This is a genomic window from Streptococcus sp. k-90 (genome assembly GCF_013277565.1).
In the GTDB taxonomy this organism is placed as follows: Bacteria; Bacillota; Bacilli; order Lactobacillales; family Streptococcaceae; genus Streptococcus.
In genome coordinates, this window is sequence record NZ_VMNE01000001.1 from 23,002 (window position 1) to 38,160 (window position 15,159).

The 15,159-nt window shown below is 37.2% G+C and carries 15 protein-coding genes; 6 read left to right on the forward strand and 9 right to left on the reverse strand.

Annotated features, from left to right (window positions below; all coding sequences use genetic code 11):
• Window positions 1-2: 2 nt before the first annotated feature.
• Complete coding sequence (locus HT734_RS00080) at window positions 3-542, reverse strand: hypothetical protein (RefSeq protein WP_153226747.1); 540 nt, start codon at window positions 540-542, stop codon at window positions 3-5.
• Between the two features lie 232 nt (window positions 543-774).
• Between HT734_RS00080 and HT734_RS00085 the strand changes: the two genes are divergently transcribed.
• From HT734_RS00085 to HT734_RS00110, 6 genes are all read left to right on the forward strand, one after another.
• A complete protein-coding gene (locus HT734_RS00085) occupies window positions 775-1,137 on the forward strand; it encodes a hypothetical protein (RefSeq protein WP_240151597.1) in 363 nt (120 codons plus the stop codon).
• Window positions 1,138-1,140: 3 nt separating this feature from the next.
• Window positions 1,141-2,307 carry a cell division protein FtsK gene (locus HT734_RS00090; protein ID WP_173278035.1) on the forward strand — a complete coding sequence of 389 codons (1,167 nt, stop codon included), beginning with the start codon at window positions 1,141-1,143 and terminating at the stop codon, window positions 2,305-2,307.
• A 143-nt stretch (window positions 2,308-2,450) separates the two neighbouring features.
• The gene (locus HT734_RS00095) at window positions 2,451-2,888 is read left to right on the forward strand and encodes a hypothetical protein (protein ID WP_240151599.1); all 438 of its coding nucleotides are present in this window, start codon (window positions 2,451-2,453) and stop codon (window positions 2,886-2,888) included.
• Between the two features lie 232 nt (window positions 2,889-3,120).
• Window positions 3,121-4,452, forward strand: coding sequence for a Rep family protein (locus tag HT734_RS00100; RefSeq protein WP_173278039.1), 1,332 nt, complete (start codon window positions 3,121-3,123; stop codon window positions 4,450-4,452).
• 57 nt (window positions 4,453-4,509) lie between these two features.
• Window positions 4,510-4,851 (forward strand): DUF771 domain-containing protein, encoded by a 342-nt coding sequence (locus HT734_RS00105; RefSeq protein WP_173278041.1) that lies wholly within the window; start codon window positions 4,510-4,512, stop codon window positions 4,849-4,851.
• 57 nt (window positions 4,852-4,908) lie between these two features.
• On the forward strand, window positions 4,909-6,039 hold the full coding sequence (locus HT734_RS00110; protein ID WP_173278043.1) for a site-specific integrase: 1,131 nt from the start codon (window positions 4,909-4,911) through the stop codon (window positions 6,037-6,039).
• A 143-nt stretch (window positions 6,040-6,182) separates the two neighbouring features.
• On the opposite strand, the gene dltD is transcribed toward HT734_RS00110, so the two are convergent.
• The 8 genes from dltD to glpK form a co-directional block, all read right to left on the reverse strand.
• Complete coding sequence (dltD, locus tag HT734_RS00115; RefSeq protein ID WP_173278045.1) at window positions 6,183-7,451, reverse strand: D-alanyl-lipoteichoic acid biosynthesis protein DltD; 1,269 nt, start codon at window positions 7,449-7,451, stop codon at window positions 6,183-6,185.
• Window positions 7,444-7,683, reverse strand: coding sequence for a D-alanine--poly(phosphoribitol) ligase subunit DltC (gene dltC, locus HT734_RS00120; RefSeq protein ID WP_000351967.1), 240 nt, complete (start codon window positions 7,681-7,683; stop codon window positions 7,444-7,446). The genes dltD and dltC overlap by 8 nt, the downstream gene beginning before the upstream one ends.
• 13 nt (window positions 7,684-7,696) lie before the next feature.
• Window positions 7,697-8,941, reverse strand: coding sequence for a D-alanyl-lipoteichoic acid biosynthesis protein DltB (dltB, locus tag HT734_RS00125; RefSeq protein WP_173278047.1), 1,245 nt, complete (start codon window positions 8,939-8,941; stop codon window positions 7,697-7,699).
• Window positions 8,938-10,488, reverse strand: coding sequence for a D-alanine--poly(phosphoribitol) ligase subunit DltA (dltA, locus tag HT734_RS00130; protein ID WP_061759627.1), 1,551 nt, complete (start codon window positions 10,486-10,488; stop codon window positions 8,938-8,940). Before dltA ends, dltB begins: the two co-directional genes overlap by 4 nt.
• Before the next feature lie 20 nt (window positions 10,489-10,508).
• Window positions 10,509-10,640, reverse strand: coding sequence for a teichoic acid D-Ala incorporation-associated protein DltX (locus HT734_RS00135; protein ID WP_000813666.1), 132 nt, complete (start codon window positions 10,638-10,640; stop codon window positions 10,509-10,511).
• A gap of 226 nt (window positions 10,641-10,866) precedes the next feature.
• On the reverse strand, window positions 10,867-11,571 hold the full coding sequence (locus tag HT734_RS00140; RefSeq protein WP_061759628.1) for an MIP/aquaporin family protein: 705 nt from the start codon (window positions 11,569-11,571) through the stop codon (window positions 10,867-10,869).
• A gap of 70 nt (window positions 11,572-11,641) precedes the next feature.
• On the reverse strand, window positions 11,642-13,468 hold the full coding sequence (gene glpO / locus HT734_RS00145; protein WP_173278049.1) for a type 1 glycerol-3-phosphate oxidase: 1,827 nt from the start codon (window positions 13,466-13,468) through the stop codon (window positions 11,642-11,644).
• A 41-nt stretch (window positions 13,469-13,509) separates the two neighbouring features.
• The gene (glpK, locus tag HT734_RS00150; protein WP_173278051.1) at window positions 13,510-15,018 is read right to left on the reverse strand and encodes a glycerol kinase GlpK; all 1,509 of its coding nucleotides are present in this window, start codon (window positions 15,016-15,018) and stop codon (window positions 13,510-13,512) included.
• Window positions 15,019-15,159 lie beyond the last annotated feature (141 nt).

A 15,159-nucleotide genomic window follows, 5' to 3' on the forward strand; every position in this document is an offset into this window, starting at 1 on the left:
TTTTATTCCAAATATCCATCATCTGCATTTAATCTGTCATCAGCTTCTACAATATCTAGTGGTCTTGGAATTCCATAACCTCCAACAGCTCGATTATATTTTTCAACTTTTGCAACATCTTCATTAAATAAATCCATATCAAATCTTTTGCCCATAGCTGAAAATAGATTTTTTAACATGACAATAACAAGGTCTTTCTCGATGCGTTTATTTATTAAAAACCAATCAGCAACATCAACGAGTTCAGATTCATAATTTTCGAATGAAATTTTTTCTTGTAATGCTCTTTCTTTTTCAAGTTTTATTTTTCTTTTTTCTATACTCTTCATTTTCGATTCGTCGTTATAATAGTCTTCTATGATTTGATTTATAATCTTTTCATCATAGAATTTAGGATTCACTCCCAAATCAGGATTATGTTCATAATCTTGAAGAATTCTTCTGCTACTTTCTGCTGATAAATATAGCTTTTTTTTCAAAAAAGCACTTGTTCTATATGTTTTTCCGTTATAAATTTTTTCTTCAATAGATTTTTTAGCCATCTTTTACCTCTGTTTCTAAATAATCGATTAAGCACTATATTCTAATCGATTATTTTTCTTAACGAGAGTATAACACTTATTTTATATATAGTCAATAATCCATGATGTTCGTTTAAATTATGACCGTTTATAAACCTATTTTCTATTGTTATAAACGGTTATTTTTGTTATGATTATATTGTAGCAAAAGCAACTGCTACAAAATAAATAAATAAATAACAAGGAGGAATCCATGATGGCATTCTTTAAAAAAGTAAATGGCTACAGTGCTAGCCTTGCAAATGAAGCTCTTTCAAATGAGCTCGTTAAGTTGGCAGGTAAACAGTTAGAAACTCAATATGAATTTGAAAAAACTGGCGAAGTTATCAATGGCAAAGAAAAAATGAAGCGTACAGATAACGTTCAAAGTTATCAAGTATACGTTGCAACTGACAATCACAATCCCTTCAAAATAAAGTTTTTACCAGAACATAAACCAGACTTATCAAAAATAGATATTGGTGATATTGTTGAATTTGAAGATTTAGAAGCATTCGAAAATCAGTACGGACAACTTTATTTCAGGGCAAAAGATATTAAAAAGAAAGGAAAGTAACATATGGCTTTTTCAATGAATAAAAGCCAAAGTCAAGCTACATCAGCAACTTCTGCTGATGTAGTGGAATTTGGTAAAAACAAATTCGAATTAGAACAATTCATTTTGAGAAATTTGAATAATGCTCTCAATATCAATGATGAATCATCTTATTTAAACTCATTTGATATAAAAGTTCTAAGTAATGATACTGGATTTTTATTTACTCCGAATTTACCTGTATCATTTTCTTTAAGTAAAAAACTATACTTTGATATTTTAGCAATTTGCTCTGGTATTCTATATCCTTTTAAAACGCTATTAACTCAAAACAATGCCTATTTTGTCTCTTACGACACTACTAATCCAAACTTAGCTCGGGCTTTCTTTTTTCCATGGTTGGATGGTGTCCCAACGCGCTTAAAAATAGATAATTTACAAACTTTTATTAAAGAAAATGTATCAGAAAAACATATTCCTATAATGAAAAACAACGTTGCAATTGATATGACAAAGGTAGTCCATCTAGCAATAAGTGCGGCCAGCGGATCGGGGAAAACTCATTTTGCTCAATATCTCATTTATTGTTTAAAATCAATTACAAATCAAATTATCTGTATTGACCCTAAATTATCAGATATTTATTTATTAGCTAAGGAGCTAAATTTAGAAGTGTTCTCTCCAACCAAGGGTTCTAATTTGAATAGTTTTATTACAGAAGTCAACGAATTATTAGCTCGTATCATTAATAAGATATATGAACGTCAAGAGATATTATTAACAAAACCAAATACTAAGTTCGAACGCATTTATATTGTTATTGATGAGCTGTTAGCATTGGTACAAGGTAGTTCAAAACAAGCACGTGAAGCATTTTCTCAGTTACTAGGAACAATTGCTTTACTTGGTAGGCAAACAAATATTAGTCTAATTTTGTTAAGTCAGCGCTTTGATGCAACTGCTTTTGGAGGTAATACAGCAGTACGTGAACAAATTAACTGTATTGTTATCTTAGGTGAAGTAAATGCAAATACCTGCCAATTTTTGCTACCAAATACAAACGTTGACAATATAGTAGTACCTGCAGGTATTGGTACAGGTATTATCAAGTTTACAGATAGTGAACACAGAACTCACATAATGCCCTTGTTAACCCCAACTTACACGATTAGAAAGGAACAAAGTACATGAGAAATTATTTCAATAAATATAATGTAATTAATTTTACAGTCTTTATTTGGATTGTATCTTTCATTTTGGAGCGTCTAAGTCTATTTTTATTTTTTCAAATGAATTTAGAATCGTTCTATTATTTTGTAGTGTTCATTTGGATATTGCGTTTAATTACAGTAAGTGCATTTTCTATCTTGTTTTTTATAATTGTTTTAGATTTTGCGTCTCGTAATGTTGAATTCGATTATTTCAGAAACAGCATCAAATCATACGTCGCAACTTGGCAAATGAGACGATTTTGTAGGCAGATAAATGTAGAGCCAAGTTTGGAGGAATCTTCTCGTTACAGCAATTCAAAACAGGAAATTATCAGAAAAGCAAACCGTTCTCTATTGACATTAACTGTTGTTTACTATGAACAAAAAGCTGTTGCAACATGGACTTTTCCAGCGAATTGTGAAAGTTATAATATTATGGAAGAATTATTAACACAGGCTAAAAGAGAATTAAATCAGTTAGATAGTAGATATTTATTTAATGATTTCATTAGATTAGAAAATAGTAGAACATTCAGCTCAACAGCATTTAGAAAAAAATAATAGTGCGGTGTACTGCTGCTGAAGGCAGGCAGGTACACCAGCACCATAATTATTAAACCAACTACATCTAATGAAGAAGAATTTTATGTTGTGATGTGTCAAGTAAATATGATGTTTGTTTAGATGAGGACACACAGTTTTCTCCGTCTGTGTGTCCTCATCTAAACCATATCACAACAACTCAAAATCAACACACACTCTCTATTTTGTGTCAAAATCAGGAAGGATTTTTATGAAGATTAATCAAAATGATAGAAAAAGAAAATTTTTTGGTCAAATTTCATTTGAATATGAACATAATGCAAATTCAGAATTAACTGAAAAAGATTTTCGTGAATCAGTTATTCAACGGATTAAAGAATATTGTAAAAATGAAGAAGATAGGTATCATATTATTTTTCATGATAAAGATTTGAAAGACGACGGAAGTTCAAAACCATTACACGCACATTTTTATATTGATTTCAAACATGCACATACTTACTCATCGGTATTTAAGGCTTTATCAATTTCAAGAGAACAAAATTTAGAATTTGTTCGTAGTTCAATTAAAACATGCAGATATTTAACGCATCGCAATGAGCGTAACATGGAAGAACACAAATTCCCCTACGAGGTTTCGGAAGTCATTTCATCAGAAAATACAAACTATATTGATGATATCATGGGAAAAATCAAAAACCACAGCAAAGAAAAGGCTGATAATGGTTTAGAAATCGATGAATATTGTTTAGAATTAAGTTATCAAATCTCAGAGGAAGGATTACTTATAATGGAAGCGAAACAACAATTATTTGAGCAATTCACACAACGGATAGCACAAAAAGCATGGAATTCAAATAAAAGACAATTTGAGGAAAACAGACAAGAATTTATTCAAAAAGAGTTTATTCGTATGAGCAAGGGCGAACGAAATCACACAGGTATTTATATTCAAGCTGAAGGGGGGACAGGAAAATCATATCTAGCACGCTTACTTGCAGAAGAACATGATAGATTAGGCGCACATACCCCATCCATCAATAAGAAACGATTCGATTTGGGTTCAGGTTATAAAGGGGAAAAAACGATTGTAATCAATGAATTAGATGCAAGTTGTGGCATGACATTTCGAGAGTTATTTCAGATACTTGAACCAGATTCAGCCACACAGTTAAGTTCACGGTTTAAAGATGCGTATATCATCAATGATTTAACAATTATTACAAATTCAGATAGTTATTGGGATTGGTGTGATTCGTGGTTTGGAAAGAAAAATAAAGAATATCATCAATTAATGCGAAGAATTAGATTTGTAATCAAAATGGTTCATGATGAAAAGAATAAGGATATCAAAATTGAATTATGGAATTACACAGCTATACGTGATTTAAAAGAAAAAGCGAAACAATCATTTAAAAAATTAGATACCTACACACTAAAAAGTGTAGAAAATGAAGAAGAATTTCGAAAAATTGCATCAAATATCTTAAAAAAGATAAATGACGCGAAAAATATCAACACAAAAAAAGTTATCGCTACAAACTCAACCGACCAAAGCGAGGCTAGCGATAACTCAAAATAGTAGAAATAATAAACACTATTTCTGCTTCTATTTTATCATAGAAAGAGAAAAATTCATATGACAGATAAAATTTTAATAAAAATAGACAATTTAGAAATAAATCTTCCCAACACACACATTGTAGTTGAAAAGGAAGAGTATCTTAATCTGAAGAAGAAAGCGTCTGCTGGTCAATATATGACTCTAAACGATGTTTTAGAAATGGTTTCAGTATCTCGACCCTGGCTTTTAGAAAAAGTTTTATATCGTGTTGATATTCGTTCAAAAATCGATATTGAAAAGAATAAAGATGGTTTTGTAAAATATCCACAAAATCAGGGCGGAAAATATATCTTTCTCGCCTCTAAGACGAGAGCTTTTTTTGAACAGCATTTTTCAGAATTATTAAAAGAGAAATGATATAATAGCCAAGACGATGTCTTGGTTATCATCTTTTTAAAAAGAAAGGATAATCATATGGCAATTTCATACAGACAAAGAGGGAAAAAGAAAAATTGGGATTATAGAATATTTGATAAAAATAAAAAGGTAGTAGCTTCAAACTCAGGCTTCAAAACAAAAAAAGAAGCGATGCTGGAAGCAAGTAAAATTGAATTAGAACTATTAAACGGTAACATAATTGATTCAAATATATCTCTATATCAATTGTGGGAGAAATGGTATAATCTGCAAATAGTTCCCCTGAATAAAAGTCAAGGGACAATTGCACATCACAAACATAGAGGTAAACTTATTTTAGATTATTTCAAAGATAAATCCGCTACTAATATCAATTTTAGTGAGTATCAAGAATTTATCAACGAATACGCAAAAAGAGTTGGAAAAGATACGGTTCGGCGATTAAATGCGGAAGTTAGAAAAGTCATTCAATTCGCGAAAAAAGATAAGTTATCAATCATTGATTTTACAGATGGTGTGGTTATTACAGGGCAAGCAAGGCGAAAGATAAAAAAAGAAAAAGCTATAACAAGTTCGAAAGATTATCATAAGTTATTGAAAGAGATAAAACATAATATTGAACTGAAGTTTAATATTATTGACTATCTTCTCTTTACTCAATTAAAAACTGGCTTGCGTTTCGGTGAGGTGCTAGGCTTAACATGGGATTGCATTTTGAATAAAACTCAAGAAGTCAAAACATATAGGCGCTACGACCCACGTAAACAAGAATGGCGACCACCAAAAACAGCTACTTCTGTTCGAACTATTCCAATTGATTCAGAAACATTGAATGTTTTGAATCAATTAAAAGAAATTCAAAGTAGAGCTATTGAACAAACAAATATCAAAAATAAAGAAAATCATATTTTTTTCGATTTGTATACTATTGTTCCTTCAAATCACGAAGTGAATAAGCGTTTAAGAGAGCATCTCAAAAAGTTAAAACTCAATCCAATCGATTTATCAGCTACAGGTATTAGACACACGTACGCAAGTATTATGTTAGGCTATGGGATTGATATTTGGGTTATAGCTTCAAACATGGGACACAAAGATATTACACAAATAACTCAAACATATGGTCACTTAATAAAGGAAAAAGAAGAATCAGAAAACAAACGTGTTAGAGAGTTATTGAGTCAATAATTTTTTTATAAAAAAGTTGACCAAAAAGTGACCAAAATCAAAAAAGACCTTGAAAAATCAAGGTCTAAGACTATTATATCAACCCACTACAGTTGACAAAGAGCCAAAACTAGTTTCATTCTTGAACTCTTCCATATTATTATCTATTGAAATTCCTTAACATCTCCATCGTAGAGCGACCATTCTTTACTGAAAAAGCGCTCATTTAGATGGTAGGTAGGAGCTGGTGTAGGATTGGATAGGAAAGGATCAACTGCCTTGTCAAAAGCCAACCAACCCAACCAACCAAGGTGAATGGTGTCCTTCATAAAGAAAGGCTCCCCGCCGTCCTTAGAAAAATCTGCTATGTTGGTAAAACCTTGACTTTCTAACTGATATCGAATCTTCTGCACTGTTTGTTGATACATATCCTCTCGTAAACCAGCATAATCCATCCATTTTTTATTAACAGGCGGAATGATAAAAATCGGGTTTACCTTAGATTTGGAAAATTGGGTTAAGACCAACTGCAAGTCATTATATTCTGGAGACTTGAGATAAGTATAAGTTTTCTGAGAATCCTTTAATTTCTTAAAATCCTTCTTAATCTGCGTATTATAGAAATAATTTTCCATTCCAAGATCATTATTAGACGTATTCTTTTCTGCATCTGCTTTAACAACATCTTCTATGGCTTGATAAGAAAACTGGTCTGGTAAGGTTTTCAAATACTTAACTACATGCTTATCGTAGTTGGCATAACCTCTGAAAGAAAATTGACCAAAGAGTATCGACTGTCTCTCATTAAAACGAGACATTAAAGCAACTAAATCATAATCTGTTTCTGAAAGAGATTCTCCTTTAGCCAATTTCATAATCATATCTTTATTAGCTACATGAGGATACTGTTGAAGGAGGCGACTTGCTGCATATTGACTCGCTTGATCTCCCGACTGATTTTCTAAAAAACTAGTTAACTGATCTCCGTTGAAATACTGTTGAAAAGCTGCTGGTTCGTATCCATTTTTACTAAACCACTGAGGTGAAATAACAAAGACAGCTTGCTTATTTTCCAGTTGCGGTAACATCTGTTGCATCCCAAAATACTGATTAAGGGAGGCAGCTCCTCTCTGACCTAACAAATAAGGTCTATAGGAGCGATTGTATTTTTCCGCCAATACTGAAGGATGGGCACTATCAAAACGTAACCACTCACTCGATCCAAAAAAAGGAACAAATCTTAAATCAGAATCTGACAGAGCCCTAACTTTTTGAAATCTTTCTTTAAAACTATCAATTGTAGTTGCTGCTGCCGATCGCTTTTCCTTTATGATATCATGAGCACTACCAGTAGGGAAGAAGAAAATCAAGAGGTAAACCAACAAACCAGCTATCAAGACCGGTCCGAAGATCATCCATAAGCGTTTAAGCATTTTGTAGCTCCACAATACCAGCTATGATTTTATTAGCTGTATTCCAGTCGTCGCGACCAAACTCTGTTACAGGGACACGAATGTCAAAACGGTTCTCAATCTCCACAATCAATTCAACCGTTCCCATACTATCCAAGACACCTGCATCAAAAAGATCTTCATCCATCATGTCAGAAACATCTTCCATAAACAACTCATCAATAATTTCGATAACTTCTGATTTGATATCCATATTTTATTTCCTTTTATTTTTTAAACCATAAATCATTCAAAAATCCAGAAAAGATTAAGAATGACAGCATGACGACATGGAAGGTGACAACCATGCCAAGCAACTGAATCCAGCGATTCTCAGGTAGAACAGCCTTCCCTGCTTTTTTCCGTTCCTTATTGAGCGTTTTTTTCTTGCGAATCCAAGCGTCATTGATAACCAGTCCAATCCCATGAAAGAGTCCATAGGCGATATAGTACCAGGTCACACCGTGCCAAAATCCCATAATCAGCATATTTACAATGTAGGCCACACTTGAGGTTACATTACGATTTTTAAAGACCTTCTTTCTGGTCAATACCATGACCATCCGCATAAACACAAAGTCACGGAACCAGAAAGAAAGACTCATGTGCCAACGATTCCAAAACTCCTTTAAATCCCTTGATAAAAAGGGCTTGTTAAAGTTGATGGGACTACGGATTCCCATTAAGTTTGAGATAGCTAAGGCAAACATAGAGTAACCTGCAAAGTCAAAGAAGAGCTCCAGACCAAAGGTATACATAACCGCTAAAGCATAGAGGTTAAAGAAACCACCTGATTGCAAGGCTAAATTCTTCAGAGGAGGCAACAAGGTCTCTCCTAAAACATGAGCTAGGATAAACTTATACAAAAAGCCCCACATGATATAGCGAACAGATTCATCCAGCATATCCATCAACTCATCCCGCTCAGGAATGGTCTGATAATTTTCATTAAAACGCTTAAAGCGATCAATTGGACCACTTGAAAAAGTCGGCATGAAGAGTAGAAAGCGGAGGAATTCCCAGAGGGTAAAATCCTTAATCACTCCATCTCTCAGCTCGATGATAATCCCAACCGAACGAAAGGTCAGGTAAGAAATTCCCAAGAACCCAAGCAAAGACTGTGTTCCATTGATAGCTGGTTGCACCTTGACAAAGACAATCGGAAGGAGGGACAGAAAACTAACTAGATAGAAGACCCACTTGCCATCCTTACTTTTTCGATAATGCTTGTAGAAAAGCAAGAGCAATATCTCCCAGCAAAGGTAGATACCCAAGGCAGCCAATTGATTAGTCTTCCCACCTACCAACATGGTGACGATAAAGAAGAGGCTAACCAGCACTTCATACCAGGCAAAGCGTTTCTTAAAAAAGAGGCCAATAAAGATAGGTAAGGTTGCAGCAATCACATAGACAAAATACTGAGGATTGCCGTATGGCTCTAAATGAGGAAGCTGTTGAAAGAACTCCATCATCTCTCATTCACCTCGTTAATCAATCCTTTGATATCAATTTTTCCATTTGGAGTCAGTGGCAAACTATCTCGATAAAGGAATTTAGACGGCATCATGTAGGACATCATGATGTCTGTCAAGTCTTCCTTAATCGCCTTGGTAATATCGATATCACGTTCAAACTGCTCGCGGACACCATCTTTTAAGATGACATAGGCTAGTAGATTTTGTACCTTGTGGTCTTTATTATAACGTGGAACAGCAACAGCAGACTCGATAAAGCGAGACTTATTAAGGTTTTGAGAGACATCTTCCAACTCAATGCGGTAACCGTTGAACTTGATCTGGAAGTCCATGCGTCCGCCGTAGAGAAGCAAGCCCTCATCTGTCATAGTTCCCACATCGCCTGTGTGATAGGCTGGCAGTCCTTCGAACTCAAAGAAGGCTTCCGCTGTTTTTTCAGGATTGTTCATATAGCCTTTTGACACAGCTGGTCCAGAAACAATGATTTCTCCCTGTTCCCCATTTGGTAGTTTATTACCTTCCTCATCAATGATAAATGTTGGAGAATCAGCCTTGGTATAGCCGATTGGGAGGCGTTTGAGAGTCGCTAACATCTCATCTGTCACGGCAACTGCTGACAGAGCCACTGTCGCTTCTGTTGGGCCGTAGGCATTGATAATACGAGCATGCGGGAAACGTTCGCGCAGTTTTTGAGCCGTTTTGACCGTCAATTCTTCGCCATCAAAGTAGAAATGCGTGATACCAGGCATTTTCTCGCTATTAAAGTCTTCTGACAACATGGCCATATCTGCAAAAGAAGGGGTTGATGTCCAGATAGCGATTGGCAATGAAAAGATGGTCGCAAAGAGTTGCTTAAAGTTCTGAGTAATGGCTGAAGGAAGGGCAAAAAGCGTACCACCCAGTGCCAAGGTCGGCGCCCAGTACATGACAGACAGGTCAAATGAGTAAGGTGGCTGAGCCAGCATTTGTGGACGACTTGGCGTCGCAAATTCCTTGTCCGTAATCATCCAATTGGTAAAGCTGAGGAGGTTATCATGTGAAATCTGCACTCCCTTAGGCTTACCAGTCGTACCAGAAGTAAAGATGATGTAGTAATTATCATCACCCTTGACTGGATGCGTGATCTCATAGCTATTTCCTTGAGCAAAGGCTTCCTTAACCTGAGCTAGAGTCATCATTGGTGTAGAAACCTGCTCCAATGGGAAGTCTGAGATCGCAATAATCAAGCTTGGCTCTGCTACTTCTAAAATTGCCGAAACTCGCTCCAAGGCCGAATGGCTGTCAATGGGAATGTAGGCATGTCCTGACTTAGTCAGTGCTACAAAAGTTGCCAACATTTCATATTCTTGGCCTCCAAAAACGACTACAGGAGACTTCTCTGGTAAATCCAGTTGATCGATGGCTGCAGCCAAACTATCCGAATCAGTCTTTAAATCTCCATAAGTGTGTTCCTGCCCCAAAACATTATAAACAGGATAGCTAGGCTGTGTCTGAGCAAAATGCTCAATGGTTTCAATCATATCTACTATTGGTTTATTTGACACAATAGGGGTTCTCCTTCAAGTTAAAATTCATTATAGATAAAGCCTCCTTGACCCTGACCAAGATAGCTAAAGAAGTAAAGCAGCCCTAGAAAGATAAGAAAATACAAGGCTGTCCGACCAAGAAAAAGGTACAATTCTTTTCTTTGTTTCATCAAGAAAAACCATTCATTTCTGTAATTTTTGTTAAAATAAGATGAACTCTTACTATAGTATTTTTCTACCATTGTACCACTTTATAGGGTGGTTTTTCAATTGTTTACCGTACATTTTCACTACATTTCAGCTTGTTTTAAGGATTATGCGGTTTTTCTATGCATATTTTTAAAAAAAGCCTGAGATTTCCATCTCAAGCCCTATCAAAAATAATTGTTTTCTAGATTAGAAAAGTGAGAATACAAGCACAGCCAAGGCTGCTCCGATAACAGGTCCTACAACAGGAATCCAAGCATAAGACCAGTCTCCGTCTCCCTTGTTTGGAATTGGCAAGATGCTGTGCATGATACGAGGTCCAAGGTCACGCGCAGGGTTCAAGGCATAACCTGTTGTCCCACCTAGTGATAGACCGATACCGACAATCAAAGTCCCCACCGCAAAGGTTCCGATACCTGCCTGAAAGTCGTAAAGACCCAAAGCAAAGATTGTCAAGACCAAAACAAAGGTTCCAATGATTTCGCTAATCAAGTTTGATACAGTATCCTTAATAGCTGGACCAGTGCTGAAAGTAGCCAAAATATTTCCTGAGTTTTCTTCTGCTTCGTAGTGAGGTTTGAATTGCAACCAAACCAAAACCTGACCCAGCATAGCCCCTGCGAACTGAGCTAGGATGTAAGGGAAAACGGAAGCCCAAGGCAAACCACCTTTTAAAGCCACACCAATTGTCACAGCTGGGTTTAAATGAGCTGGACTGAGCTTCCCAGATACAAAGACCGCAACCGCAACTGCAATCCCCCAACCCATAGTAATCACAATCCAACCTGCATTGTTGCTCTTGGTTTTAGGAAGAACCACACCTGCTACAACACCATTCCCTAGAAGAATCAGGATTAAAGTCCCTAGAAATTCTCCAAATAATTCATTCATCATATTTTTGTCTCCATTAAAAAGGAGGAGAGGGTAGACTAGGAGTCCTGCCCGCCACCTCTTTTATTTTTTCTTAATTTTTTAATTCTGCTAAATCGTTGTTAGCAAGAGCTGCTTCGACATCCGCACGGTAGACTGCTTTTTCTTCTTCTGACCAGTCATAGAATCGTCCCATTTCATCCAAAACTGGCTCAACGATGCTATCCAAACTATCACGCATAAAGAGCATATGGTTGGTACGACGAAGGAGGAAGTCAACTGGGCTAAGAGCCAACTCATTGCGCATTGCATAATGCAGAGACAAGGTGTCTGCCAAGCTGAGTCCTGGCGCTTGTTCCAAGCTGTGGGCAAGGGCAAATACCTTCGGTGCATTTGAACCGTATAGATTTGCGAGATAGTGAGCTTCCTTGCTATCCAAACCACGTGACACTCCAAGTTGAGCAAAAGCTTCAATTTCTGAGTCCACATTTGCTGGGTTCAATTCTCCACCTGAAACAGGGTAAGTCTTAGAATTGATGAGTTTAAAGCTACGGTCAAATTCTGCTTTGAGGATTTCAACCACGCGTTCCATAGCTCCTTCAGCCATCTTACGGTAATCTGTGATTTTACCACCAGCAAGGGTCAAGAGACCATTGTCATCACGATCCAAGCTAGAACCACGTGAAACTGCAGATGGATCCAAATGTTTCTCAGAAGTACTGCTTTCAAGCTTGCTGACAGCAGCCTCAACATCTTCACGCGTTTTTTCTTTAGAGAGATAAGATTCAACAGTCGCAATCAAGTTGTTAAAGCTTTCATCACTGATGGTTCCGTTATTTCCTCCATTGTAGTCAGAAGCGCTATTGCCTGCAATCAATGGACGAAGACCTGCCCAGCTACTTTCAATATCTTGAACAGTAATATTTGCTTCTGGGAAGCGGTTGTTTACAATACCAAGTAAGTAATCAACATCTTCTTGAGTTACTTTTGGATGTTCTAAATCACCTGTATAGTCTGTGTCTGTTGTACCAAAGTAAGTCTTGTTTTCACGTGGGAGAACAAAGACCATACGACCATCACCCAAACCTGTGTCAAAGTAAACTGGCTGTGACACCTTTATCTTGCTTGAATCCACTACCAAGTGAACTCCCTTAGTTGGACGCATTTGTGAGAATTGTGTTCCCTTATTAGATAAATTGCGTACTTTGTCACTCCAAGGACCTGTTGTGTTAATAACCAGACGGGCCTTGATTTCAAAGACTTGGTATGTCAACAAATCACGAGCTACGACACCTGTAATCTTGCCACTTTCGTCAAAGAGGAAGCCTTCTGCTTTAACGTGGTTGGCAATGAGGGCACCGTCTTGGTTGGCACGTTTGATGTTTTCAATCACGAGACGCGCATCGTTGTTACGGAAGTCAAGGTAAACCCCACCTCCTACCAAGCCTTCTTTCTTCAAGTTTGGTTGACGTTCCAAGACTTCTTCCTTGCTCAAGACCTTGTTAGCAGCTGGCGTATTGTTAACCCCTGCCAAAAGGTCGTACAAATCCATGGCTACTTTCAGACGGAAGAGGCTAAAGGTAGCTCCATCTTCATCGTAAACTGGCAAAAGCATTGGATCTGGTTTTGGAATGTGTGGAGCGATTTGTTGAACCACTGCACGTTCAGAAACTGTATCTGATACCACTTCTACGTCAAATTGTTTGAGGTAACGCAGACCTCCGTGAACCAATTTTGTTGAACGGCTAGATGTTCCTTCTGCGAAGTCCTGCATTTCAATCAAACCAGTATCTAGACCACTAGCTGCTGCCTGTAAAGCTACACCAGCCCCTGTGATTCCTCCACCGATAATCAAGAGGTCCAGGGTACGTTCCTGCATTTTTTTAATTGATAATTCACGTGTTTTCTTTGAAAATTCCATACTTACACACTTTCTAACTGAGTCGCTTTATTCTCCCAGTATTAGTCGTCTACTTCCGCAAAGACTTGAGTTGCTTTCACAGCCTTCTTCCAGCCTTTGTAGAGTTGTTCCTTGCGGGATTCGTTCATAGATGGTTCAAAGAGTTCTCCTGTCTCATTCAAGAGTTTCAACTCATCCAAGTCTTTCCAATAGCCCACTGACAAACCTGCTAGGAAAGCTGCCCCTAGAGCTGTTGTTTCTAAGTTTTTGGCGCGTGCGATGTCGATTCCCAAAATGTCAGCCTGGAACTGCATGAGGAAGTTGTTCATAGCTGCACCACCATCTACTTTCAAGACCTGGATAGCTGTCTGCGCATCCACTTGCATGGTGTCGATGATGTCACGTACTTGATAAGCAATTGATTGAAGAGTTGCCTTGATAAAGTCTTCCTTGCTTGTTCCACGAGTCAAACCAAAGACAGAACCGCGAGCATTTTGGTTCCAGTATGGTGCTCCTAGTCCTGTAAAGGCTGGAACTACATAAACTTCATCATCATTGTGAGAATCACGAGCATATTTTTCAGATTCTGGTGAACTGTCAACCATGCGAAGACCATCACGAAGCCACTGAATCGCACTTCCTGCGATGAAGATAGAACCTTCTAAAGCATAGTAGACCTTGCCATTGATACCGTAACCAATTGTTGTCAAGAGGTTGTTTTCAGACAACTGCATTTCTTCCCCAGTGTTCATGATGATGAAAGAACCTGTTCCATAAGTATTTTTAACCATACCTGGTTCAAAGGCCAACTGTCCAAAGAGAGCTGCCTGTTGGTCCCCTGCCATACCTGAGATTGGCACTTCTCCACCATAGAAGTGGAATGGGGCTGTCTTACCGTAGATTTCAGAGTTAGAACGGACTTCTGGCAACATAGCCTTAGGAATATTGAGGATTTCTAAGATTTCATCATCCCATTTGAGTTCTTTAATATTGTAGAGCATGGTACGAGCTGCATTTGAGTAGTCCGTTACGTGAGCCGCACCGTCTGTCAATTTCCAAACCAACCAAGTATCGATGGTACCAAAGAGCAACTCCCCTTTTTCAGCTCGCTCTTGAGCGCCCTCTACATGGTCCAAAATCCAACGAACCTTGGTAGCTGAGAAGTAAGCATCGATAATCAAACCAGTCTTTTCATGGAATTTTTCCACATAACCTTGGCTTTTTAGTTGCTCAGCCAAAGGTGCTGTCTGACGTGATTGCCAAACGATAGCGTTGTAGATAGGAAGTCCTGTTTTCTTATCCCAGACAACCGTTGTTTCACGCTGGTTGGTAATCCCGATTGCCTCGATTTGACTTGGTTTCACACCACTTTCGATGAAAGCACCCGCAATAACAGACTGTACAGAATTCCAAATTTCATTGGCATTGTGTTCTACCCAACCTGCGTGAGGGAAAATTTGAGTGAACTCTTTTTGACTAGAGCTAACTTTTTCTCCTTTTTTATTAAAGATAATGGCACGAGAACTTGTTGTTCCCTGGTCAATGGCCATAATGAATTTTTCTTGTGACATGTGATGTCCTCCTCATAAAGATCTTGAGGATGTCTCCTCTTTACACTAACTAGTATACAAAATAAAGCGCTTTCTTGTTTATCAACTTTTTTTAATTTTTAAAAAAATGTGAGGAGATTGTGTAAATTTCACAAAAAAGAC

What these genes read in the sequence shown, in the direction of transcription:
- HT734_RS00080 (WP_153226747.1), bottom strand. Translation starts at nt 542, where the DNA reads ATGGCTAAAAAATCTATTGAAGAAAAAATTTATAACGGAAAAACATAT.
- HT734_RS00085 (WP_240151597.1), top strand. Translation starts at nt 775, where the DNA reads ATGATGGCATTCTTTAAAAAAGTAAATGGCTACAGTGCTAGCCTTGCA.
- HT734_RS00090 (WP_173278035.1), top strand. Translation starts at nt 1,141, where the DNA reads ATGGCTTTTTCAATGAATAAAAGCCAAAGTCAAGCTACATCAGCAACT.
- HT734_RS00100 (WP_173278039.1), top strand. Translation starts at nt 3,121, where the DNA reads ATGAAGATTAATCAAAATGATAGAAAAAGAAAATTTTTTGGTCAAATT.
- HT734_RS00105 (WP_173278041.1), top strand. Translation starts at nt 4,510, where the DNA reads ATGACAGATAAAATTTTAATAAAAATAGACAATTTAGAAATAAATCTT.
- HT734_RS00110 (WP_173278043.1), top strand. Translation starts at nt 4,909, where the DNA reads ATGGCAATTTCATACAGACAAAGAGGGAAAAAGAAAAATTGGGATTAT.
- dltD (WP_173278045.1), bottom strand. Translation starts at nt 7,451, where the DNA reads ATGCTTAAACGCTTATGGATGATCTTCGGACCGGTCTTGATAGCTGGT.
- dltC (WP_000351967.1), bottom strand. Translation starts at nt 7,683, where the DNA reads ATGGATATCAAATCAGAAGTTATCGAAATTATTGATGAGTTGTTTATG.
- dltB (WP_173278047.1), bottom strand. Translation starts at nt 8,941, where the DNA reads ATGATGGAGTTCTTTCAACAGCTTCCTCATTTAGAGCCATACGGCAAT.
- HT734_RS00135 (WP_000813666.1), bottom strand. Translation starts at nt 10,640, where the DNA reads ATGAAACAAAGAAAAGAATTGTACCTTTTTCTTGGTCGGACAGCCTTG.
- HT734_RS00140 (WP_061759628.1), bottom strand. Translation starts at nt 11,571, where the DNA reads ATGATGAATGAATTATTTGGAGAATTTCTAGGGACTTTAATCCTGATT.
- glpO (WP_173278049.1), bottom strand. Translation starts at nt 13,468, where the DNA reads ATGGAATTTTCAAAGAAAACACGTGAATTATCAATTAAAAAAATGCAG.
- glpK (WP_173278051.1), bottom strand. Translation starts at nt 15,018, where the DNA reads ATGTCACAAGAAAAATTCATTATGGCCATTGACCAGGGAACAACAAGT.